This is a genomic window from Klebsiella sp. RC2, from assembly GCF_014192815.1.
Classification (GTDB): domain Bacteria; phylum Pseudomonadota; class Gammaproteobacteria; order Enterobacterales; family Enterobacteriaceae; genus Klebsiella; species Klebsiella variicola.
Genome location: NZ_JACHYL010000001.1, coordinates 558256 through 583114 on the forward strand (window position 1 = coordinate 558256; position 24859 = coordinate 583114).

The 24859-nt window shown below is 40.1% G+C and carries 20 protein-coding genes; 1 reads left to right on the plus strand and 19 read right to left on the minus strand.

Annotation, left to right across the window (positions count from 1 at the left end):
* Positions 1–309 precede the first annotated feature (309 nt).
* Positions 310–432 (plus strand): small membrane protein, encoded by a 123-nt coding sequence (locus FHW76_RS02690; RefSeq protein WP_143115571.1) that lies wholly within the window; start codon positions 310–312, stop codon positions 430–432.
* Positions 433–854: 422 nt separating this feature from the next.
* On the opposite strand, the gene ugd is transcribed toward FHW76_RS02690, so the two are convergent.
* The 19 genes from ugd to FHW76_RS02785 all read right to left on the minus strand — a co-directional run bounded on the left by ugd (position 855) and on the right by FHW76_RS02785 (position 24781).
* Entirely contained in the window at positions 855–2021 is a 1167-nt protein-coding gene (gene ugd, locus FHW76_RS02695; protein ID WP_000704907.1) for a UDP-glucose 6-dehydrogenase, read from the minus strand.
* 244 nt (positions 2022–2265) lie between these two features.
* Positions 2266–3672 carry an NADP-dependent phosphogluconate dehydrogenase gene (gene gndA / locus FHW76_RS02700; RefSeq protein WP_117123134.1) on the minus strand — a complete coding sequence of 469 codons (1407 nt, stop codon included), beginning with the start codon at positions 3670–3672 and terminating at the stop codon, positions 2266–2268.
* 170 nt (positions 3673–3842) lie between these two features.
* Positions 3843–5240 carry an undecaprenyl-phosphate glucose phosphotransferase gene (wcaJ, locus tag FHW76_RS02705; RefSeq protein WP_117123135.1) on the minus strand — a complete coding sequence of 466 codons (1398 nt, stop codon included), beginning with the start codon at positions 5238–5240 and terminating at the stop codon, positions 3843–3845.
* Between the two features lie 191 nt (positions 5241–5431).
* Complete coding sequence (gene cpsG, locus FHW76_RS02710; RefSeq protein ID WP_117123136.1) at positions 5432–6808, minus strand: phosphomannomutase CpsG; 1377 nt, start codon at positions 6806–6808, stop codon at positions 5432–5434.
* A gap of 16 nt (positions 6809–6824) precedes the next feature.
* On the minus strand, positions 6825–8237 hold the full coding sequence (locus FHW76_RS02715) for a mannose-1-phosphate guanylyltransferase/mannose-6-phosphate isomerase (protein ID WP_117123137.1): 1413 nt from the start codon (positions 8235–8237) through the stop codon (positions 6825–6827).
* A gap of 45 nt (positions 8238–8282) precedes the next feature.
* Positions 8283–10715, minus strand: coding sequence for a hypothetical protein (locus FHW76_RS02720; protein WP_183476187.1), 2433 nt, complete (start codon positions 10713–10715; stop codon positions 8283–8285).
* A 5-nt stretch (positions 10716–10720) separates the two neighbouring features.
* Entirely contained in the window at positions 10721–11509 is a 789-nt protein-coding gene (locus FHW76_RS02725; protein ID WP_117123139.1) for a polysaccharide pyruvyl transferase family protein, read from the minus strand.
* Positions 11510–11533: 24 nt separating this feature from the next.
* Positions 11534–12820 (minus strand): flippase, encoded by a 1287-nt coding sequence (locus tag FHW76_RS02730; RefSeq protein ID WP_183476190.1) that lies wholly within the window; start codon positions 12818–12820, stop codon positions 11534–11536.
* Between the two features lie 60 nt (positions 12821–12880).
* On the minus strand, positions 12881–14107 hold the full coding sequence (locus tag FHW76_RS02735) for a WcaI family glycosyltransferase (RefSeq protein ID WP_129765738.1): 1227 nt from the start codon (positions 14105–14107) through the stop codon (positions 12881–12883).
* An 18-nt stretch (positions 14108–14125) separates the two neighbouring features.
* Complete coding sequence (locus FHW76_RS02740) at positions 14126–14593, minus strand: GDP-mannose mannosyl hydrolase (RefSeq protein ID WP_308142974.1); 468 nt, start codon at positions 14591–14593, stop codon at positions 14126–14128.
* Positions 14586–15551: a GDP-L-fucose synthase gene (locus tag FHW76_RS02745; RefSeq protein ID WP_117123142.1), complete on the minus strand. Its 966-nt coding sequence runs from the start codon at positions 15549–15551 to the stop codon at positions 14586–14588. Before FHW76_RS02745 ends, FHW76_RS02740 begins: the two co-directional genes overlap by 8 nt.
* A gap of 5 nt (positions 15552–15556) precedes the next feature.
* Positions 15557–16675: a GDP-mannose 4,6-dehydratase gene (gmd, locus tag FHW76_RS02750; protein ID WP_065803509.1), complete on the minus strand. Its 1119-nt coding sequence runs from the start codon at positions 16673–16675 to the stop codon at positions 15557–15559.
* A gap of 167 nt (positions 16676–16842) precedes the next feature.
* Positions 16843–17382, minus strand: a complete 540-nt coding sequence (locus tag FHW76_RS02755) for a putative colanic acid biosynthesis acetyltransferase (RefSeq protein ID WP_074424726.1) — start codon at positions 17380–17382, stop codon at positions 16843–16845.
* On the minus strand, positions 17375–18541 hold the full coding sequence (locus FHW76_RS02760; protein ID WP_147715990.1) for a glycosyltransferase: 1167 nt from the start codon (positions 18539–18541) through the stop codon (positions 17375–17377). Before FHW76_RS02760 ends, FHW76_RS02755 begins: the two co-directional genes overlap by 8 nt.
* Before the next feature lie 89 nt (positions 18542–18630).
* Complete coding sequence (locus tag FHW76_RS02765; protein WP_129765736.1) at positions 18631–19590, minus strand: glycosyltransferase; 960 nt, start codon at positions 19588–19590, stop codon at positions 18631–18633.
* The gene (locus FHW76_RS02770; protein WP_183476193.1) at positions 19591–20811 is read right to left on the minus strand and encodes an O-antigen ligase; all 1221 of its coding nucleotides are present in this window, start codon (positions 20809–20811) and stop codon (positions 19591–19593) included.
* A gap of 210 nt (positions 20812–21021) precedes the next feature.
* On the minus strand, positions 21022–23196 hold the full coding sequence (locus FHW76_RS02775) for a polysaccharide biosynthesis tyrosine autokinase (RefSeq protein ID WP_117123146.1): 2175 nt from the start codon (positions 23194–23196) through the stop codon (positions 21022–21024).
* Positions 23197–23207: 11 nt separating this feature from the next.
* Positions 23208–23642 carry a protein tyrosine phosphatase gene (locus FHW76_RS02780; RefSeq protein WP_117123147.1) on the minus strand — a complete coding sequence of 145 codons (435 nt, stop codon included), beginning with the start codon at positions 23640–23642 and terminating at the stop codon, positions 23208–23210.
* Between the two features lie 2 nt (positions 23643–23644).
* Positions 23645–24781: a polysaccharide export protein gene (locus FHW76_RS02785; RefSeq protein WP_065803504.1), complete on the minus strand. Its 1137-nt coding sequence runs from the start codon at positions 24779–24781 to the stop codon at positions 23645–23647.
* Positions 24782–24859 lie beyond the last annotated feature (78 nt).

The following is a 24859-nucleotide window of genomic DNA, read 5'->3' on the forward strand; positions in this document are numbered from 1 at the left end:
CATTGTTTTATATATAATATTTTGTGCTATAGACGGTATTTTTGCCTTTTTACGTGCCCGCCTGAAACCAGTTTCATCCAGCCTTTTTCAGAAAAGCAAATATCCGCGCGCCACGCGCTCAGACTTTTCTGGCATCCATCCCAATTTGGTGAGTGGAAACAGCATTATATGCTGATTGAGCAAAAACATTACTCTCTGTAGGAATTTTCCTAAATCCAGGATATGTTAGAGCAAGCCATGCAACAGAACAAAACTTGTGCATTGCTTATCAAACTAATAATTCAACTAACAAATGCTGTGGTAGATATTATGCAAAACTTATTTTTCTTAGTGGTGGCTGTCATTCTACTCGCTGTGTCTGTTTTCTCTTTAATTACATACCTGAAAGAAAGAAAGAAAACGAGACAGACATTTAATAAACGCAAGTGGTAAGGCTGGCGTCGTATTGCAATTAGATTAAGATAACATTAAGAGATAATAAAATGATATGACAGAATGATTGCTCATTCTGCGTTTTGCTGTGGTTTTAAGCCAAGGAAAATAGTGCCTCCCGCGCCCTGTTCATCATTTTATTCTAAGCGCGTAAACAACAAAAGCCTGCGTTGCAGGCTTTGTTTTACCTCCCGGCGCTTATCTCCGGCATCTACATCACAGTGACGGTAGCTCTTCACAAGGTAAGTTTAACTTATCGGACCTGTTTTCAACCCGCAACGGCTTTTAAGCAGGATCGGAATGTCCATCACAATTTATTGAGGTTAATCTGAATGCGCGAGAAACACGCGTAGTGAGGGATATAGCGGGGAGATAAAGAAGCATACTGGCGGCAGGGAACCGCCAGTGTCAGACAGGCAGAATTAATCGTTACCAAACAGATCGCGGGTGTATACCTTGTCCGCCACATCCGCCAGCTCTTCCGCCATACGGTTAGAAATGATCACATCCGCTTCTTGTTTGAAGGCATCCAGATCGCGCACGACGCGGGAGTTGAAGAACTCATCTTCCTGCATCACCGGTTCATAGATAATAACCGGAATACCTTTCGCCTTGATGCGCTTCATAATGCCCTGAATAGAAGAGGCACGGAAGTTGTCCGAACCACTCTTCATGATCAGGCGATACACACCCACCACTTTCGGCTTACGGGCGAGAATAGAATCCGCGATAAAGTCTTTACGGGTACGGTTAGCATCCACGATAGCCGCGATGATATTGTTCGGGACCGATTCGTAGTTCGCCAGCAGCTGCTTAGTATCTTTCGGCAGGCAGTAGCCGCCATAGCCAAAAGACGGGTTGTTATAGTGGTTGCCGATACGCGGATCCAGGCATACCCCTTCGATAATCTGCTTGCTGTTCAGCCCCTGGCTTTCAGCATAGCTGTCGAGCTCGTTGAAATAGGCAACGCGCAGCGCCAGATAGGTGTTCGCGAACAGTTTGATCGCTTCCGCTTCAGTGGAGTCGGTAAACAGGGTCGGGATATCCTGCTTAATCGCGCCTTCTTTCAACAGGTCTGCGAAACGTTCGGCACGTGCAGAGCGCTCACCAATGACAATGCGCGATGGGTGCAGGTTGTCGTACAGCGCACGGCCTTCACGCAGGAACTCAGGAGAGAAAATAACATTATCAATCCCTAAACGTTCTTTGATATCACGGGTGAACCCCACCGGGATGGTCGATTTAATGATCATCACCGCGTTCGGGTTGATCTCTGTGACATCGCGAATAACCGCTTCCACCGTAGAGGTGTTGAAGTAGTTGGTTTTGGGATCATAATCGGTCGGCGTCGCAATGATCACGTAGTCGGCATTACGATAGGCGTCGTGCTTGTCCGTGGTGGCACGGAAATTTAAAGGTTTTTCTGCCAGATATTCCTGAATCTCTTTATCCACAATCGGAGAGATCTTCTGGTTAAGCATATCCACTTTGGCCTGTACGATATCCAGGGCAACCACTTCGTGGTTTTGCGCAATCAGGACACCGTTCGATAAACCAACATAACCTGTACCGGAAATAGTAATTTTCATTCGATCACACTTTAATCAGTTAACTGGACGGCGGCTTAGTAACCACCCTGTAATCAACACTTGTGGCGGTTTTACTCTCTGTCCTAGTACATGTCAAGAAACAGACATAGGATGGTAGAGAACAAGCATCAGAACACTAATAGGAGGACAAACATTCTTAACAGAAAGTATTTAAATAGAGAGAGATTTATAGAAAAATCCCGGTTATCTAATAACCGGGATTTGATTGTCTTTGCAGAAAAAATTATTCCATCCACTCGGTATGGAATACGCCTTCTTTATCAGTGCGCTTATAGGTGTGCGCACCGAAATAGTCGCGTTGAGCCTGAATCAGGTTAGCTGGCAGAACTGCGGAACGGTAGCTGTCATAGTAGGCAATTGCCGCAGAGAACGTCGGTACCGGAATACCATTCTGCACAGCATAAGCCACGACATCACGCAGCGCTTGCTGATAGTCGTCAGCGATCTGTTTGAAGTATGGCGCTAGCAGGAGGTTAGCAATGCCAGCGTTTTGCGCATATGCATCGGTGATCTTTTGCAGGAACTGCGCACGAATGATGCAGCCAGCGCGGAAAATCTTAGCGATCTCACCGTAGTTCAGATCCCAGTTGTATTCATCAGAAGCAGCGCGCAGCTGGGAGAAGCCCTGAGCATAGGAAACGATTTTACCGAGGTACAACGCGCGACGAACTTTTTCGATAAATTCCGCTTTATCACCGGCCGGCTGAGCCTGCGGACCACTCAGCACTTTCGACGCGGCTACACGCTGGTCTTTGAGCGAAGAAATATAGCGAGCAAACACGGACTCGGTAATCAGAGACAGAGGTTCGCCGAGATCCAGTGAGCTTTGGCTAGTCCACTTACCGGTACCTTTGTTTGCAGCTTCATCAAGAATGACATCAACGAGATATTTACCTTCTTCATCCTTCTTGGTGAAGATATCTTTGGTAATGTCAATCAGGTAGCTGCTTAGCTCGCCTTCGTTCCATTCGGTGAAGGTTTTCGCCAGCTCTTCGTTGGAAAGTGCCAGACCGCCTTTCAACAGCGCATAGGCCTCAGCAATCAGCTGCATGTCACCATACTCGATGCCGTTATGAACCATCTTCACATAATGGCCAGCACCATCAGCACCGATATAGGTCACACATGGCTCACCGTCTTCAGCAACTGCAGCAATCTGCTTCAGAATCGGAGCAACCAGCTCATAGGCTTCTTTCTGCCCACCAGGCATGATGGAAGGCCCTTTCAGAGCCCCCTCTTCTCCACCGGAAACACCGGTACCGATAAAGTTAAAACCTTCGGCAGACAACTCACGGTTACGACGGATGGTGTCCTGGAAGAAGGTGTTGCCGCCATCAATGATGATGTCGCCTTTGTCGAGGTAAGGCTTCAGGGAATCGATGGCGCTGTCGGTGCCAGCCCCGGCCTTCACCATCAACAGGATACGGCGTGGTGTTTCGAGGGATTCAACGAACTCTTGTACTGTATAATAAGGGACCAGCTTCTTGCCTGGATTTTCGGCAATCACTTCTTCGGTCTTTTCACGGGAGCGGTTGAAAACGGAGACGGTATAACCACGGCTTTCGATGTTCAGCGCAAGGTTACGCCCCATCACAGCCATACCGACAACCCCGATCTGTTGCTTGGACATTACATACTCCTGTCTGGTGTGGTCACTGCGACACGTTCGCAGCTTAAATGTGATGATAATATTAGCCCAAACTACAAAGAGCTCATAGTGAAAATTTGTTAACTAGCACAAGACATAAAAATTGGACTATAGACTATGAATGCGCCATGACAACCTTAACCAGCATATAATTAATAGGCTGATTTATTTATAAAGCCTTTAAAGACAGTGAGGAAGATAATCTTAAGATCTAACCAGATGCTCCACCCCCTTATATACAACAAATCATATTCGATTCGTTTTTCCATCTTTTCCAAGGTATCTGTTTCACCACGCCAACCGTTAATTTGTGCCAGGCCTGTAATTCCTGGTTTAACTTTATGCCTTAACATATAGCCTTGAATTAAAGAACGATATTGCTCATTATGAGAAACTGCATGTGGACGTGGTCCAACAACAGACATTTGTCCAAATAAAACATTTATAAATTGAGGCAACTCATCAAGAGAAGTACTACGTAAAAAACGGCCAACCTTAGTTACCCTGACATCATTTTTAGTTGCCTGAATTATTTTGTCGTCATTCTCCATAACGGTCATTGAACGAAACTTCCAAACTTTTATTGGCTTGCCATCCATACCATATCGAACCTGCCTAAAAATAATCGGCCCGGGTGAAGAAAATTTAACAGCACACGCAATAAAAAATAAAACCGGTGAAATAAGAACAAGAATAATACTAGAAACAATAATATCCTCAAGGCGCTTAAAAAGCATGTTGATGCCATTCAGCGGTGTATCAAAGAGAGGAACAACAGGAACACCATTAATCTCTTCAGTCCTCGACTGGAGAATATTGAAAGTAAAGATATCAGGAATTAGCAACACCGAGCAAGTAGTGTCAGTTAGCTTAGCAACCAGACTCTTAATAAGGACCTCATCCTTCATACTTAGCGCAATATAAATACGGTCTATGTTACCGTCACGAGCTTCCTGGATTAAAGTAGATAACGAACCGCCAAACGGAACGTCTCCATAGTCAGGTAAAGGATTATCATCGTATATACCTTTAACTACAAAGCCAAGCCAAGGTTCATCCAAAAAGCCACGAAGAAGGCTAATACCTGCAGGTGTAGAACCAACAACAGCAACTCGGCGTGTATTATATCCAAATTTACGAAGTACACCAGCGCCTAAACGTATTGTCGAACGACAAATAATAAAACCCAACACTACAAATATATACCAGAAGATAAAAACATTAACACTAAAATCAAAGTCAGATAACAGCGAGACTATTCCTATTGCCAAGAGAATGCTAAGAGTCCAATTTTTTATTATAAGAATAAGTTCAACAGAAATTTTAACACCACGCCATGACCGATAAAAATCCGTCATACCACCAATCATTTGAAAGATGACCAAAACCATAAGGGCAATTAATATATATTTATAGTCAAAATCCTTGTTGTTAAGCCATGCAACAACATACAAACCCAAGAAAATTATTGAAATATCTGAAAACCTCTGAACCATTGAGATCAATGAGGCATTTGCATTTGAACGTGTACGATGATGAAGAATTGTCATTCTATTTTTCACTCATGTTAGCTGTAGGTCAACAACCTAAAGTGAGAGTACGAAAAAAAATATAGATTAAAAGATAAAAGAATAGCATTCAAAAAAAATTACCAATTAACCATTGCAATATTTTAATAGTAAGCTGCAACCTAACAATAAAATGAGCGATCGGCATAGCAGGCCGACCACTCAATAAATAATTACGAGCGAAGGATATCTAAAATTTCTTTTGTTTTCTCACTCATTAAAGCTTTATTCGCTCTCGACTCAACATTCAGACGAACAACCGGTTCAGTATTAGAACTCCGTAAGTTGAATCGCCAGTCAGCAAACTCAAGGCTAATACCGTCAGTATAATCGACATTGAGTGCGCTTTCTTCATATTGGTTAAGAACACGGGCAATTGCTTTAGCAGGGTCAGCCAAAGAACTATTAATTTCACCAGAAGCGGGATATGCAGCCATACGATCACCAACTAGTTGGCTTAATGTTTTGTTTTTTACACACAATAATTCTGCAACAAGCAACCATGGAATCATGCCACTGTCGCAGTAAGCAAAATCACGGAAATAATGATGGGCACTCATCTCCCCACCATAGACCGCATCTTCCTGTCGCATACGCTCTTTGATGAAAGCATGACCCGTTTTGGACATCACCGGAATACCACCCGCTTGTTCAACAATATCAACTGTATTCCAGCTAAGGCGTGGGTCATGAATGATTCTAGCTCCTGGATTTTTCTCCAGGAAGGCGGCAGCCAGCAAGCCGACAATATAGTAGCCTTCGATGAAATTCCCTTCATTATCGAAAAGGAAACAGCGATCGAAGTCACCATCAAAGGCAATCCCCATATCTGCCTGATGCGCAATAACCGCATCTGTTGTATCCTGGCGGCATTCAGGCAGCAGAGGATTAGGTATACCGTTAGGGAAGTTACCATCGGCAACATGATGTACTTTAATGAACTCAACGTTGACGCCCGCAACCTTGAAACGCGACTCTATGGCATCAATGACATGGCCTGCTGCACCATTTCCGGAGTTCATTACTAATTTTAGAGGGCGATTAAAGTTCTTCAAATCGACATAACTTAATAGTTTTTCGATATAGGCATCAAGAACAGATACTTGTTTATATGAGCCACGCTGCACTTCATTTACAGCAGCAAAAACGTTGGCTTCTGCTAACTTTTGTATATCTCGGAGACCAGTATCACCACTAATTGGTTTAGATTGCTCACGGACTAATTTCATACCATTATAGTCTAATGGATTATGACTGGCGGTAACTTCGATCCCCCCATCAACATTCAAATGCGATGTAGCAAAATAGATCTCTTCAGTACCTGCAAGCCCAATATCTAAAACATCAGTTCCTGCATCCTGCAAACCTTTTGCGAGTGCGAGTTTAAGCCCTTCACTCGTAAGACGGACGTCGCCGCCTAACACCATTTGTTTAGGTTTTAAATATTCACCATAAGCACGTCCAATACGATATGCAATTTCTTCATTTAATTCTTCGCCTAATTTTCCACGAATATCGTAAGCTTTAAAGCACTTTAATGTCTCAGACATAAACTTTTCCCTGATGTTAACAATGACCGTAGTGATCTTTTAATCGAATAATATCGTCTTCGCCTAAATATGATCCTGATGAAATTTCCAGAAGTTCCAAGGGGATTTTACCAGGGTTTACGAGCATATGAACAGAACCGATCGGGATAAATGTTGACTGATTTTCAGTTAACAGATAAGTCTTATCTTCCAAGGTAACTTCAGCTGTACCTGCCAGGACGACCCAATGTTCAGCACGGTGCAAATGTTTTTGCAGCGAGAATTTTCCCCCGGGCTTCACCGTGACTCTGTTTATCTGGTAGCGCTGGGTATCAACGACTTTGTCTTGACGTCCCCAAGGGCGATATGATTCGCGGTGAAGACGATATTCGCGGCGGTTATTAGTTTTAAGGAACTCCACCACTTTCTTCACATCCTGAACCTGAGATTTATCAATCACCAGGACTGCATCTTTGGTATTAACAATCACCAAATTCTCAACACCGATAGCAGCAACCAGAGTATCATCTGTATTTATGTAGCAGTTTGCCGTCTTGTGGACAAAGATGTCTCCGGTCAGGGCATTACCATTACTATCTTGTTCGTTAACTTCCCATAAAGCTGACCATGAACCTACATCATTCCATCCGGCATCTAATGGAATGACGACTGCATCAGAGGTATTTTCCATTACGGCATAATCAACAGACTCATCCGGGCAGTTAGAAAATGCCTCCAGATCAACCCGAATAAAGTCCTGCACGGAATCAACTTTAACGCCAGACATTGCCTTCTGACAAGCCTCCAGTATGTCAGGTCTGAAGGTAGCAAGTTCTTGCAGATAACGCTCAGCACTAAACAGGAACATGCCACTATTCCAGTAATACTCCCCGCTGGCGAGGTACTCTTCCGCCGTTGCCAAATCAGGTTTTTCAACAAAACGTCTTACATCAAAAGCTGATTTGCCAAACGAATCGCCTCGTTGAATATAGCCATAACCCGTTTCAGGGCCTGTGGCAACAATGCCAAATGTAACCAGTTTTCCCTGCTTAGCAAGCGGCGTCGCTGCATGGATCGCCTGGTGAAATGCCTCGGTATTTTCAATAACATGATCGGCAGCAAGAATCAACATCAGCGGATTTTGACCGCTAGCAATAATACTCAGGGCAGCTAGAGCTATAGCTGGAGCGGTATTACGTCCTACAGGTTCAAGAATGATATTATTTGATAAACGATCGATTTGACGCAGTTGTTCGGCTGCCAGAAAACGATGTTGTTCATTACAAATCAACACCGGGGCCGAGACATTTAAACCATCCAGACGGGATACGGTATCCTGAAGCATGGACTGGTCACCATTGAGTCGCAGAAATTGTTTTGGATACAACTCGCGAGACATTGGCCATAAACGACTACCGGTACCGCCAGCCATTATTACTGGAACGATCATTATATTCCCTCTAAGCAATTAAATTAAATATCTTGAGATATGATTTCATCTTGACCAACTAGTGAGCGAACGTCTTTCAGTTTTTTCACCCACTAAAGTAGAAAGCCTATTACCTTTAAAAGGACTATTGTTTATTATCCCTGGAGGAGAAAAGACCGGCAATCCCCTGTTAGTAATAAAATCGTTGTTAGAAACATAAAACTCTTCTAATATTTGAACCTGGCCTGCTTTAAATTGGATTGGCGAAGTAGAATCAGAACCCAGCTTGTTGCCATTAATTGCAGCATTGATTTTTGCTTTCTTTTGAGCAACTTCATTGAGATCAAACTCAACGGTTGCTATCTCCGAGTTCGATAGCTCAAACTTTTTAACGCCTCGGTTATCACTATCGGAAAACGGTACAGACAAAGTACTATTGGAAATCAGGTCATTAATAGCAAATGAATTAACATAGCTAGAATGCAATGAAACAGCTCCTATTCCCTGGTAAGATTTCATTTTAGTTTTGACAATATCCAGACCGTTGTTAATCGAAACATTAACAATACTTACAGCATGTTTTTTCACAAAGAAGTTAGAGTCTCTTATTGTGAAGTTACCAATAGTGAAACTGTCTTGACTGTCAGATGCCAGATTTATCATTATGTTGTTACTGTTTTTTGAGTTAGCCGATTGGATGAAAAGATTATCGACAAGCTTAATGTTTTTGATATTTGATTTTTTATTTTTAGAATTAAAATTTAGCAAAAACTTCATTTTATTGAAACGATTACCGGAAATATTAATGCTAGTGATATCGCAGCCCATAATATCCGCATCGAAAATACCAGCAACATTACCAGAGTTATTTACTATAGATATATTTTCAATTTTGGACATTTCACCAAAATGGAATAGTCGAATATTTTCACCACAATAGATTCTGTTTCTCTCAAAAGAGATATTACTGACATCCTTATACTCAAAAACATTAATTAGTGCAGGAGTGTTCTTATTATATCTGGATGATGAAATAACACAATCGGTAATGGTAGCTTGTCCGTTTCTGATATTGAAGGCAGGGCCTTTGGTAGTAATTTTTAAATGATGGAACTCAATATTACCTATAACATTTGAGTGAAGATCAAAACTGGCATTTACGTCGTTATGTATATCTTTATCTGAGGTAATTGCAGTGCAATCTGTGACAGTGATATTCGACATAACATAGTCGCGGGAAGCACAAGTCACGTGATGTTTGTTACTCTCAAAATGGCTTTTTTCAACCCGGGTATCACTGCAATCAACATAGATGCCATAACCAACCCGTCCCGGCAACGGCAGCCCCTGAACATTACAAAAACCAGAAACGAAAGTATTCACAACTCTTGATTTACACCCAAGTACAAGCAGACCTGCACCACAAAATTCATTACCCCGTACTTTTACATTATTGATATTGATATTAGTACCGGTAAGCTTAACGCCCGATAAAGGTGGCATGACCTTGCGTGATGCCTTTAGATCTATATTTGCATTTAACAGACTGGTCGAGTTTGAACCTTTGTGTACGATTAATTCTGATATTTTGAATGATGAATAGGCTGGTCTATCAAAAACTATATAAGAATCACTCACCTCTGTAATCACCGCTCGCATACCGTGATGATATGGACGAATATTCTTATACTGCTCACCATTTCTCACATCGGTTGATTTCAAACTAATAAGATCGCCCGGTTTCAAATCACCCTTTTTAACTGATTCAGGGAGTGATAATTTAGTACTACCCTGTTCGAGGTAAAGATCTTCACTTTTAATAGAGTAAAGTTGCTTTCCGATGCTCAGAACATAACTGCCAGCCGGCATATCTGCATCAGCTTTTAAAGTTGAGTTCTGGAAGTCAATATTTAGACATGAATAACAATCCACAGGTTTATTAATCATGTATTTTTTATTATTTCCCAGCACAACCTGTTGGCCATCACCACAGGCTTTAAATGCAGCTGCTAATGCCAGATTATTAAAATAGTCTCCATCAGAATACTCTTTTCCAGTGACAGTTTTTATTATCCTCAAAATCTCTTTATCACTTTCACTAACCAAATCTTTTATCTTAATATTTGTTTCCGTTGCGCCAAACCAGTTTACCTCCAGCGGAGAACTAGATTTTCTTATAAATTTTACTCCCGAAACACCAGTAAAACAAGTTCCTGCATTTTCCTTAACTAATTTATTATTGTTTATAACCGTGAATATGGCGGGTGTATCATATGGTAATCCAGATGAGTGATTTCTAACCATAATGTTCTGCCCGTCAGAGACATTGTCTAACTTAATCATGTCACTGATATAGTCAACAACGAGATCTGACTTCTGGGTTTTATTTTTATCTACATTGCTATTTTCATCAGTTATGCCTACTGACGCAAACACATTAAAAGATGTATTAGAATAAATTGCTGCCAGGATTAACTTAATCAAATCTCGTCGCTTCATTCATATCACCACAAGTCGAATGGAAATGCTTTTAACAGACCTGCCTGAATATTTTTCAGGTCTGTAATTCCGTCTGTACGCAAGTCGAACGCTTCTTCAACAGTCTTTGCGCGTGCGTAAGTGTTACGACCGGTGCCAAAATAATAGTCATCATATTTGAACTGTGACTCACCGCTGTTTGCACTTAAAAACACTGCAGGAATACCATAGGCTTCAGCTAAAATAACGCCATGTAGAGAACTTGAAATAACAAAATTACTGTTCACAATTTCTTTAGTGAACCCAATTGCGCCTTGGTTGGGCGAGCAAATATTACTTTTATATTTAGCGTACAAATTAAAGTCTTCATTCATATGGGGTATGACAATAAAATCTCTCTTTAACTGGCTATCGGCTAATAATTCCTTGCTATAAAACAGTGGTAGTAATAATCCCGGATCCCCGAAAACTTCCGGAGCTATAATACCCTTCTCTTTCTTTAGAAAATCTCTGGTATTAGGGCCCCGAACTGCGCGAACATCTAAGCTGTTAAATTTAAGTTTTGACTTATCAATTTTGCCATTGATGCCTGTCCCCCAAATACAGTCTCCATTTTTGGCAAAATGCATAACCGAGCCGATACTGAAGAGTGTATTACGTGAAGATTTTTTTCCAAGAATTTCAAAATCGCGCGTGCTTAATATAGACTGAACAATAACTTTCCCTAAATGATCTCCTGCATTATGGCTACCATCCTTAGGTTCCCACCAGAAGACGTTCTTTTTTTGTTTGTTTTTGATAATACGGTTAAGCATACTTCCCTCTATAAGTATTAATAGCTATCGGGGTTTAACTAAAGAGCGTAACTCTGAATAGAAATACGGCGTGAAGATAAATTTTACTGCTTTTAGTTTCATTACTGCATTCTTACGGGTTTGCTTAAGTGCATATTCGTAAACGAATGATATTAAGAAGTAGCTAATCATAACAGAAAAAGCTGCACCGTTAGTACCAAACTCTTTTATAAAAATATAGTTAAGGAGCAAACTTGAACCAAGGCCACAGGCATTACGGAAGACTGCGAACTTCTCCAACATATTAAGGCTATAGTACAAACCACTGATATTCGCTAAAGCGAGGAATGGGAATGAAAGACACAGTATCTGAAACACCGAAACGGACGCTTCAAAGCCATTACCTAATAAAAGAGGAATTATATACGGAGCACACAATACCGCTGGTACAGAGATGATTAACGTCGTAAAAATAATAAATGCATACAGTTTCGTTAAATAGTCATCTTTATTTATCTCTTTATTCTTACTTATATAAGGAAGGAAAACTGAAGATAAAATACTCGGCACTGCCATTAATTGTTCAATTAACTTATATGCCCCTGCATAGATCCCAACCTGTGCTACAGTTGCAATGCTGGATAACATTAGCTGGTCAGTTCGCATGTTAACCTGCACGATAACCATTGAAACCCAGAAGAAAAACGATCTCTCGAATATATGCTTAGTAATTATTTTTTTTGCAGAATTGCTTTTAATTTTTACTAAGAAATTATCCCTTCTGGTAACCATGAAGCAGCATATAATATTTATGATTAAGTTGTTTAATGCGAAAGAAATAGCAATGAGATACAGATCGGCTTTTAACAAACACAACGCTATTCTAAGAATTGCTAACGCTATCGCAACGGTAACTCGTATTTTAACCAATAAATCATTTTTAAGATTGGCTTCAAAATGGTAAACATAAAGTTCCAAAGGAGATGCGAGCACCGCAAGTAATAGCCAATAATAATATGTTTCATCCCCACGAAGGCCAATAAACGAGACTACCACCAAACTAAAAATAAATGAGATGAGTATTTTTATTTTTAGAGTTTGCAGAAAAACGAGCTTTTCCCTTTTTACACTCTGTAAGGACGAGTATACTCTTCTCAGACCAAATTCAGTAATCGATACTATTAATGCATAATAAACTTGAAACAGCGCGAGATTGCCAAAATTCTCAACCCCTAAATATCTAATGACGACGACATTAGACAGTAAACCAATAAGTAAAACGATAACTTTTTCCGACATCAGAAAAGCTATATTAGAAGTAAGTTTTTTCATTATAACTCCAGCTAAAGCAATCCCTGCTTGCTTGTCCCTAATGAATGCTAAAATCTACAGTTATATTTTTGACAATCTCTGAAGCTCAGCTAGGAAACTCGCCATTACATTTTCCTTTGCTAGATTATTCTCAGCATAAAGTTGAGCAACAGGATTAAACTTAGGCAACTGCAAGCATTTCCTGATACCTTCCTCAAGAGCCAGTTCATTTTCAGGTTCCACAAGGACAGCAAGTCCCTCGTTATCCCTGCAAACCATACCTAATTCTGTGTCAGCTTCAGCTGTAATTACAGACTGTCCACCGGCAGCAAGTATATTAGTTAGTTTTGAGGGTAGAACCGCATCAGCAACACCTTTCTTCTGTATTACCAGATGACAATGAGCAATAGCTAACAGCATTGGTAACTGTTCATACGGTAACAAAGGTTTAAAAAGGATATTTTTCGAACCTGCATTAACCGATGCATCGTACAAATCTTTTTTACCTACACCGTCACCTACAATTAGAAAGACGATATCCTCGTCTTCAAACTTTTTGGCTATAGGAATCAAATTTTCTAAGCCTTGTTTTTTACCGATATTGCCTGAGTATAAAACAATTTTACTTGTTCGACTTATGCCGAGTTCCGAGTAAAAATCCACAGGCACAACAACATTTCTAAACCTATCGGTTTCTGACCAGTTAGGAAACAGAACAAGGTTTTTATCTTCTACACCCTTTGCTCTTGCTTTGTTCAGCATATTTTTGGAGATAGTAGATACTCTGTCAAACTTTTTAAGAATCTTACGTTCCAAATAATAAAGAAATGACGATAACTTGCTTCCTTTTCCGTTACCGCTTCCCAGACCAAACATTGCATCAAGCTCATAATCTTGTATATGAATAACAGATTTAGCGCCTGTGATCTTGGTGTAAATCAATACTGGTAACGCACAGAAAAGCGTTGGTACAACATATATTACTACATCAGGCTTGAGCTTCACCAGCCTCAATAAATTAACGCTGGAGGTTAAAGCGAATGAGGACAGATGAAGAACTCGTTTTACAAACCCTGGCCTTGCCGGTATATAAAGTGGCGAGCGGAATACAGATATATTATTGACAACATCTTTACTATATCTGTTCTTATAGGGTTTAGTCAGTTTCCATTCGGGATAATACGGTGGCGCCGTAACAACGGTAACTTCATTATTGTTATCAGCAAACCACCGACTCATTTCTCCGCTATATTTACCTATCCCAGTAAGTTCCGGCTCGTAATTAATACCATAGACTAATATTTTCATATGGACTCAGATAAAATGTTATGAAGTCGTTCGAAAATAATCCTTAGTATAATCATGTACTTTAGGATGATTAAGAATATCAGCTTTAGATATCCAACTATATGACGAGTGTTGTTCCTCAGGAAGTTTAAGCTCATCATTATTCAGAAAGAGCTTATAACCCAAAACAATATAATGGGTTGAAAAATCATCCCCGGAGAAATTATCATCATAAAAGTGCTGATAAACACTAAGGAATTTAGCTGAGCTCAATGACTGGGCAATCCCCAATTCCATCTGAGTTAGCCGAATGAAAGCTTCATTTATTGTCTCATCCTTTCTTATCCGTCCACCGGGAACGAATAAGTACCCTCTCGCGGGTCTGTTGACCCTTTCACCTAGTAAAATTTCACTATTAGAATTTTCTATAATGAGATCAATTGAAATCAGAGGAGTATTTTTAACAATAGTTTTGAAAACACTATCATCCAAAGCAAGTTTAGTCACGGAATTTACCTTGGTTAGCTAAAAACCACTGATATGTTCTTGTGAGCCCTTCTTCCAGATCAATACTATACTTCCAACCCAAATTCTGAAGACGACTCACATCCAGCAATTTGCGGGGGGCGCCATCAGGTTTTTCAGCATCAAAAGTAATTTTACCTTCAAAGCCCACAACTCGTGCGATTGTTTCTGCAAGTTCCCGGATTGTACAGTCAATACCTGTGCCAACATTGATATGAGACAGCATAGGCTGAACATTCTGGTTAAGAGTCTCAGAATCTAACTCCATCACATAGATGGAAGCCGCAGCCATGTCATCAACATGGAGAAACTCCCTCATCGGATTACCGCTGCCCCATACGACAACCTCAGAAGCGTTTTCTTGTTTGGCTTCATGGAATCTACGCATCAAGGCTGGGATTACATGCGAGTTACTCGGATGGAAGTTATCGTTCTCACCATACAAATTGGTGGGCATCACGGATCTGTAATCACGATTATACTGGCGATTATAAGACTCGCATAATTTGATACCCGCAATCTTAGCTATGGCATAAGGCTCATTGGTTGGCTCGAGAGTCCCTTGTAACAACTGCCCCTCTGTAATAGGCTGAGTTGCTAGTTTAGGATAAATACAGGATGAGCCTAAGAACATTAACTTTTGGACACCGTTATTATGCGCAGCATTGATAACATTATTTTGAATCATTAAATTCTGATAAATGAAATCAGCAGGATAAGTATTATTAGCAATAATACCCCCAACTTTTGCTGCTGCAAGATAAACCTGGTCTATTTTGTTTTTACGGAAAAAATCGTTAACTCCATTGGTATCAAGTAAATCAAGTTCATTTCTGTCAGCAGTGATAATTTCAACATCATCCCTGACAGATAAGTTCCTGACGATGGCCGAACCGACCATCCCTTTATGACCAGCAACATAGACCTTGCTTTTAATCATCTACTTTACTCCTGAGACAGCGCTACATTGAAACCATGAGACTTTAAGAGCGAATGTTTCTTTGCGGCTTCCAGGTCGTGCCGCACCATTTCGACGACCATCTCCTGAAGGGTTGTTTCTGGCTTCCAGCCGAGTTTTTTGTGCGCATTTGATGGATCGCCCAGAAGAGTTTCTACTTCTGCTGGGCGGAAATAACGTGGGTCAACCGCCACGATCACATCGCCAACTTTAACACCAGGGGCGTTGTCGCCAGTTACGCTTTCTACAATACCTTTCTCATCAACGCCTTCACCTTCAAAACGTAAAGTAATGCCCAGTTCGGCAGCAGCAAACTCAACAAACTGTCTTACCGAGTACTGTACGCCGGTAGCAATAACGAAGTCTTCAGGGACTTCCTGTTGCAGCATCAGCCATTGCATTTTCACGTAGTCTTGTGCATGGCCCCAGTCACGCAGAGAATCCATGTTTCCTAAGTACAGGCAAGACTCCAGACCTTGAGAGATGTTTGCTAATGCACGGGTAATTTTACGTGTTACAAACGTTTCACCGCGACGTGGAGATTCGTGGTTAAACAAAATACCGTTACAAGCATACATGCCGTAGGATTCACGATAGTTCACAGTAATCCAATATGAGTAGAGTTTTGCTACTGCATACGGTGAGCGTGGGTAGAATGGTGTAGTTTCTTTTTGTGGGATTTCTTGCACCAGTCCGTACAGTTCAGAGGTTGAAGCTTGATAGAATTTCGTTTTTTTCTCTAACCCTAAGAAGCGAATAGCTTCCAGCAGTCGCAATGTACCGATGGCATCAACATCAGCTGTGTATTCTGGGGATTCAAATGAAACAGCGACATGGCTCATCGCCCCCAAGTTATAAACTTCGTCTGGTCTAACTTGCTCTAAAATACGAGTTAAATTCGATGTATCAGTCAGGTCGCCGTAATGTAGATGAAGTTTAGGATTTGGGGAGTGAGGATCCTGATAAATGTGGTCTACGCGCGTAGTGTTGAAAGAGGATGCACGTCTTTTGATCCCATGAACTTCATAGCCTTTTTCAAGTAAAAACTCAGCCAGATATGAACCGTCTTGGCCAGTAATACCGGTAATCAAAGCAACTTTAGACATAACTTTCCCTTATTTATTTTCGAGCTATATTGAAAGAAATTTCAAACACAACTAAGCACTCAGTTGCGTTTTTATCAACAAACATTTAATTTGCTAGTTTCATTTACCAATACTTGATTTAACCTTTATAAAACAAATATAAATAAATGCTATGCCAGCGTCTGAATTTAGCTGTCATTCATTATTCTGTCTTTAACCTTTACGCAGGGATTACCGTCATAAACAGTCCAGGGTTCAAGGTCTTTTTTCGCGACAGCGCGGGCACCAAGTACAGCGCCCTCACCGACATTAACATTTGGCCCTACAAACGCTTCAGCGCAGATCCACGCCTTTTCGTTAATGGTTATAGGACACAGGATTAACTCATGCTTTCTACTTTGATATCGATGCGAGCTGGCACAAAGTGAAGCATTCTGGCTGACTGTGCTTAATTTACACAGTTTGATCGTTCCCTGATTATAAATATTTGCATGGGGGCCGATGGTAGTCTGCTCCTCCATAACAAGATTTTTTGGGCTCCAAATTTTACTTGATCCGTAAACTCGACAGCTAAAACAGATTTTAGCTCCGAACAGTTTAAGTATAAGGACTCTCCATTTAAAAAAAGGTCTGGGGGAAAACCTAAAAAAAAGGAGATTAAATACTGCCCAAACCACTCGATAAATTTTGTTCTGCAGAGAGAAGCTAGACTTGGTTATTTCATCCATTTATGACTCTCTCGTTTATGATTTTTTCAAATGATTTTGCAACTTTGGAAATCTCGAATTTATCATCGAAGCACTTCTTCGCATTAATTCCCATTATTTCCTGTTGTTCATCACTGAGTTCGATAAACTCTAACAATTTTTTACTGAATGATTCAACGTTATCATCAGCAATTAACCCGGAATTTTCAGCTTCTATCTCGCGCCATATATTTACTTTATTCGATATCAATACCGGTAATGAAGCAGAGAGAGCTTCAGCGACTACGATGCCAAAATTTTCCTGATGAGATGGTAATGCAAATACTTTACTCACAAAGTATGCCCCCCATTTTTTCTCACCCTGTAGCATCCCTCCCCAAGTAACAACATCTTGTAATCCGAGCTGCTTTGTTTCTTCCTTCAAGGATTTTGCATATTCGCTATCATCGGGGCCGGCAAAGAATACATGATAACCTTGCGCACGCTCTTTAATTTTAGCAAATGCCTTCAATAGAATATCACAGCCTTTTTTCTCGTGAATTCTACCTACAAAGAGTATTAATTTTTTATCTCTTAGCTCAGGATGGCTAGCATAAAAGGTCTCAACCGAGGAACTTCTTTCAAAAGTGCTTCCTGCTGTACCATAGGCAGTTACACTCTCATTTGGGGTGTAAAAAGGGAAAGATTCCCTGGCTAAAAGTTTCTCTTCTTCACATGTGAAGACCACCGAGCGTGCCTTATTGACCACTCTTTTTTCAAAAAGCATCCAATAGATCATCTTCTTGACATGCTTGAGTGGGTAGGCTTTTTTGAACCATGGATCTAACATGCCATGTGAATATAAAAGATAAGGTACTTTTTCTTTTAGGCAAACCGAACTGGTTACGAAACTGTGATATTGCCATATGCCGTGAATTATAACCAAGTCATATTTTTTTACATTTTCTATCAGCCATTTTTTGAGGTTTTTTGAGTAAGAATAGCCGCCCTTTCCCTCACCAACATTGAAAACTTTTAAATTAGCATTTGCAGGGCTTATATTATTCTCGTCATCCATGCAGACGATATCGCATTCTATATTCAATTGCTGTTTTTGAATTTCATTTTGAATTTGTCTGATTCCTTCAGATGGCCCACCTTTTTTAGGATCCATTGATGGAATTACACGAAGAATTTTCATATGTATCCTTTTTTAAATAAATTAAATTTAACAACAGCAATTATATGATTATTTAATGATAGTTAGTTTTTAATACTGACAGGGTAATATTATTTAATTATTACCTTGAGAGAGTTGATGATAGCGTCATCACTAAATTGGTTAGTAAACTCTGTACTCATTATTTTTTGTTTATTTGGCAAGTTTTGTAACGCAGCGCCGATGTCACCTATACCATTAACCAAGTTCAGCTCGCCATTATAGACACTAAGTGATTTATAAAAATCACTTTTCACCGCGATGACCGGTGTTCCGGCTGAAATAGAGAAGAAGAAGCTGCCACTGACAATCATGCTTTTGCTGTCAGAGGGCAAAATTGAATATTCGGCTCTACTCACCAGATTATACGCATCTTCATCACTGATAAATTTATCAATGATCTCAATTTTTTTCCCTGTTGCTAACTTCTTCAAATGAAGACAATAATCTTTATCATCAGAACTACCGGCTATGATCAGCTTATGGTCTAATGGCCAGTTTTTAATTAATTCATCCAGTTTCTTATATTTTTCAATACGCCCGAAGCATACAAAATACTTTTCATCTTCAATAACACTTACTGGCGAAAAAGACTTCAGTTCATAAAGTGGATGAGGAATATACACCCGACCGCCTGTACAAGCAGATTTAGAATGAACAACAGTATAAGAACTTTTCCTCTCAAAATAGTTCATTATTTTTACACTGAGTTTCTTATTTTTATCTAAAATATTATGCGGATAAATATTATGGCGCACATAAATTATTTTCCTGGCGGAGTGTTTCATTATCGAAAACCATAACATCGAGATAATGAAAGAGGAAAATTTAAACTTTCCATTTTTGCCAAAACATCTATTTTCCAGCCAATTAAAGACGATTACGTCATATTTCTTTATTCCAAAAAAAGCGTTTTTCCATTTCTTCGGTGATATCGGAGTGACATCACCAAATTGCCCGAGCAAATCACTCATACGAATCGTATAGGAATTTTTTTCACTAGGTGGCGGGAAATATCCTATTTTCTTCATTTAATCTTCACTCTCTAATTGTTTTTTATTGTTTTTCGCACGTGTATATGAAGCAGAAATCATTGCCAATACTAACCAATAAAGTCCCTGTATTGAATCCAACCGCCATGACCAACCTAGCATACCAAAGAAGGCTATTGACAGGATAGAAACGCCAGAGGCGTATAATATCTTTGAGTCATATGGATCTTTTAATCTGACCCCTTTAATAACCAGCCTCGCAAAATAAAAATTCATAAACATAAACAGACCAAATCCCAATATTCCTGTTTCTGACATTATCAATAAATAGATATTGTGAACAGGATGAGGCCACCAGCTAGATATATTGGTGACATCATATTCTGTCATAACAGTGGTAAATGTATTAAGTCCGATGCCGAAGAATGGATGACTGGTGATCATTTTCAGTGCGATCTCAGCCAGCACGATACGAATTTCACCGCTTTCATCCGGTGCATTTATGAATCTATCATAAATAACATCAAAATAAGTATCAATAAAAACAAATGCTGCAACTAGTAAAACAGTACAAATCGTAATTTTACTGAAAAACTTACCTTTACTGAATAATGAATGAAAAATCATCAATAGCGTAGCAACAGCTATCATTGCAATCCCTGTTCGGGCAAATGAAAGCACAACAATTACCACCGAAATGAAGTATCCAGCCATGAATACCATTTTCCTTATACCGCTCTTGTTCATTGCCTCCATCCATAAGAATGGGCAAATTGTTACAATGAACTGGGAAAGGGTACCGGGATGCCCTAATGTACCAGCCGAACGATATAATTCGCCATCAACGTTATTAAGTCCAACTTCATCCCCACCTTTTCCTGAAATTGTCACCCCAAATACTTGCTGTATTAAGGAAGTGATTAACTGAATAACAATAACCAGAAGAATTGCATTAAATAAGGTGTCGTGGTTTTTTTCGTTATTGAGCAGTGCAAACTTGATAATTAAAAAGACGATAAAGAATTTCACATATCTAAGAAGTTCAAGCGATGACCAAAAATATGAATCCCCAAAAATTAAGAATATAGCGTTGCAAAATAAATATAACAAAATAACTTTGACATCTGTTGAGAACTTAATCGTTGTGTTTTTATTAAATACAACAATCAATAATAACTTAACTATCAGATATGAAAATAAGGGAATATCAAATGGGGAAATAGCAACTTCGGCACCACCGTAGTGATCAAGTTCTGGCATCAGTCTCCATCGTCCAGGGATAGCCAAAGAAAGCACATATGTATATATAAATATTCTTTCTAACATAACGTTCCTGATTATTGCGAAAGTTGTAGATATTGAATGGAAACTTTAATCACACACTATAGATATCATTCAATATATACAAATATGCTCTTTAGGTTCATGTAATCAAGGACAACCTGGATTGTCCTTGATTCACAGACTTACTTACTTATCACTCTCGTACTTATATCCATACTCTGCATATGAACCGTAAGAGTAATAATTTGCGGCACGTTTCATTACACCGTTGATAATCACACCTTTCACTTCTACACCAACGCGTTCAAAACGTTGATAACAGATTTCCACTTCTTTCACCGTATTAGTTTCAAACTTAGCAACTAATAGGGTGGTACCTGCAAGGGCGCCAATGATTACGGCATCTGTTACCGCCAACACTGGAGGGGTATCGACTATGACTAAGTCAAATTCTGCACCAGCTTTTTCTAACAATTTCGTCATACGATTCCCCATCAGCAGTTCTGATGGGTTAGGTGGGTTGCTACCCCTGACAATCATTGTAAGGTTATCGATTCCGGTGGGTGATTTAACCTTGTCGTAATCAAGAATGCCAGCGAGATATGCAGATAACCCCGTTCCTTTATTAGTCAGACCAAATGCATCATGCAAATGACCCTTTCTCATATCGGCATCAATGACTAGTACTTTTTTTCCCTGTTGCGCAATGACCGCTGCTAAGTTGAGGCTTGTAAACGACTTACCGATTCCTGGTGTAGCACCTGTGATCATGATTACGTTGTTTTTAGCTTCAAGCATTGCGAAGTGCAAACTGGTTCTTAAACCACGAATTGATTCAATTGCCAAGTCCGCCGGATTGTTAATTGCAAGCAAACCTTCTGGACGATTGTCATTTTTTGCACGTTTCTGGACATTTCGTGACTGCCAGTCAGAGAAAGGAACTGACGCATAAACATTGACACCAATCTCATCAAGCTGTTCAGCGCTTTCAATTCCCTTATGCAGTAGAAGTTTCACAATCACTGCACAAACCGAGAAAATTATCCCAATAAACAGTGAAATAGCCAAGATTAGTATTTTTTTGGGCGCTACTGGATAATCCTGAATTAATGGATTATCAACAATCCTTACATTACCAACAGTACTAGCTTTATTGATTCTCAGTTCCTGTTGCTTATTAAGCATCTGCATATAAACAGCTTGACCTGACTCTACGTCACGTGTCAGCCTGAGAATTTCTTGCTGCACTTTCGGTAATTGTTCTACGCGCTTACTTAAGTTAGCTTTCTCTTTCTCTAAAATAACTCTCTTCTCGAGCAGTGCTTTGTACGCTGGATGTTGCACAGTGTACAGTTTCGAAATTTCAGCCTCTCTGAATGTTAATTGATTGAGCTGTGACTCAACAGAAACCATCGTATCCAATACCGATTTAGCTTCCAGTGACAAGTCAACTGAGTCATTCTCCTGACGAAACTTATTAAGTTTGTCTTCATTTTCATCAAGAGATGCTCTCTCAGCAGGTAGTTGCTTTTCTAAAAACTGTAAACTTTTATCTGCTTCTTCTGATTTTCTTTCAATATTCTGCAACAAATAATTTTGCGTAATACTAGATAAAACTAAATTAGCTTCCTTTTCACTTTCTGCATCATAGCTAACTTGTAAGATTCCGCTGTCTTTTCCTTTATCGCTAACTGAAAGATTCGATAATATATTAGCAACAGTTTTTTGAATTGTCTGTTTAGTCATATTAAATGCTTGACCAGGCTCAGCATCAATATCATTAACCAACAACTCTATGCCATCAGCTGATAAAACTTTTCCTTTAGTTCCGTCATACTTACCGACATCAGGAACATCGAGGGTATAGTGATTATTATCAACAACCTTCACTTTCATCGAAACATTTAACAGTTCCGTTGGAACCGTAAATCTGGCGATAGATAGACTTTCTTTTGCTGTTTTATTTGAATCCCCAAAAATCCTTGATATACCTTTTCCGATGACAGGGAAGTGATCGTATTCTAGCCGTGTAGTTAGATCCAGGTCATCTATAGTTTTACCGATAACCAATCTGGATTGAAGAAGCTGGGTTTCAGCTGATGATTCAGGTTGGCCCGTTGGCAATACATCAGAAAGGCTACTCAAGATATTGCTACCAGCTGACTGCTCTACTTGTATTAGCGCATCGCTTCGATAGATGGGAGTTGCCAACAAAGCATAAACAATCCCAAAGAAAACGCATAAAGATGTAATACCGAAAATCAACCATTTGTTATCGATGAAGACGCCTACCAACCTACTGAATTCAATCTCATCATTTTCTTTGGATGATTGTCTAGTCTGCTTGATTCTTTCAGTCATAATATTCCTAACTATCTCTGTAGCATTTCAGCCCATTTTAAAGCTGATGCGTTTAAATGATTATAGGCAAATTCATATGCTTCTAATGATTTACCGTAAGGGTCAGGTGTATCTTTACGGTCAAGCCAATGACCAAAGAACATTACTTTCCCTCGAATCTCTGGAGATAATTTACACACATACTCTAAATGTTGTTTCTCCATGACCAGGATTAAATCATTTTCCTGACAATCAGCCTTAGTGATCTGTCTTGCAACATGACTTTCCAATGATAAACCATGACTTTTTGCCACCTCCACAGACATCGAATAAGCAGGCTTTCCGACTAGAGCTCCTGTTCCTGCGGACGTAACTTTTATATTAGCAAGTTCTCGTCTCAATAGACGCTCACCAGTAGGGGAACGACATATATTGCCCGTACATACAACTAAAATAGAATTAATCATGGTCAGTCCCAGTTTCTAACGAAACGTGCAGCCTCGGTCATCTCATGTACCCCATTAATAGTTGGTACCAGCTGAGAAATCACACGGTTCCAACGAACAATAGGCGCCGAAGTTACATAGACAATGTCATATGGTTGCAGTTGGAATTCTGTTCCCAGAACCATTGCCGATGCATCTTGCGCATTTAATTGATATATGTTAGCAATCTTACCTTGCTTATCGGCTTTCATTTGCCGGATTACAAACACACCTGTAGCATCACTCAACGATTGAGATATTCCTTCGGCATTACCCAAGGCTTCAGCTAAAGTCATACCACTACGATCCATCTTCATAGTGCTCTGTTTGCCAACCTCTCCCATCACAAACACTTTCAGATCGTCGTTCCGTGGTACAAACAGAATATCCCCTGGATATAACATATGGTTTTGTGTCAAATCGCCTTTTTGCATCAATGCATAAAGTGATATTTTTGTATCTTTGCCATTATGAGTCAGAACAACATTTCGCCAGTCTGCGTCAGGAGCAAGCCCACCTGCAGCATTGATTGCATCCATTACTGTTAAAGGAATATTAGTGATAGGCTGCTGGCCTGATTTTGTCACTTCCCCTGTCACGTAAACCTTCTGAGAACGAAACGAAGCAACACTAACATCCACCTGGGGACTTTCGATATAAGTCGTCAGACGACTGGCTATATCCTGGCGTACCTGGCTAAGCGTTTTCCCCGCCACCTGCACCTTACCGATATATGGATAGAAAATGGTGCCGTCGGAGTTAACCCAGTTACCGGTGTCGCTGGCACTACGGTATTGCCCTGCTGGGGTAGTTAATTCCGGATGGTCCCATACTGTCACCATCAGTACGTCGCCAACCCCAATGCGATATTCATAGCTTCGGAGCAAATTATCTAACTGTGGGTTAGGCCTCGCCAGAACAGTCTCCGGACGGAGCTTATCGATAAGCCCCGGTGTCATTGGATATACATTAACCAGCTTATCCAAATCGTAATCACTATCCGGAAGCTCTACCACGTTCTTACGCAGGCTATTTAATCCTTGTCCCGGAATAATAGTACAACCCGATAAAAACCCAATTGCCAGTGCTAATGCCGAAAATCTAACAATTTTTTTCTTCATAATGTCACATCATCAGTAAATCAAAATTTGCCAATTCCTGAGCAGCTGTCATAACCGTTGCCTCCCTGCCGGCTTGTG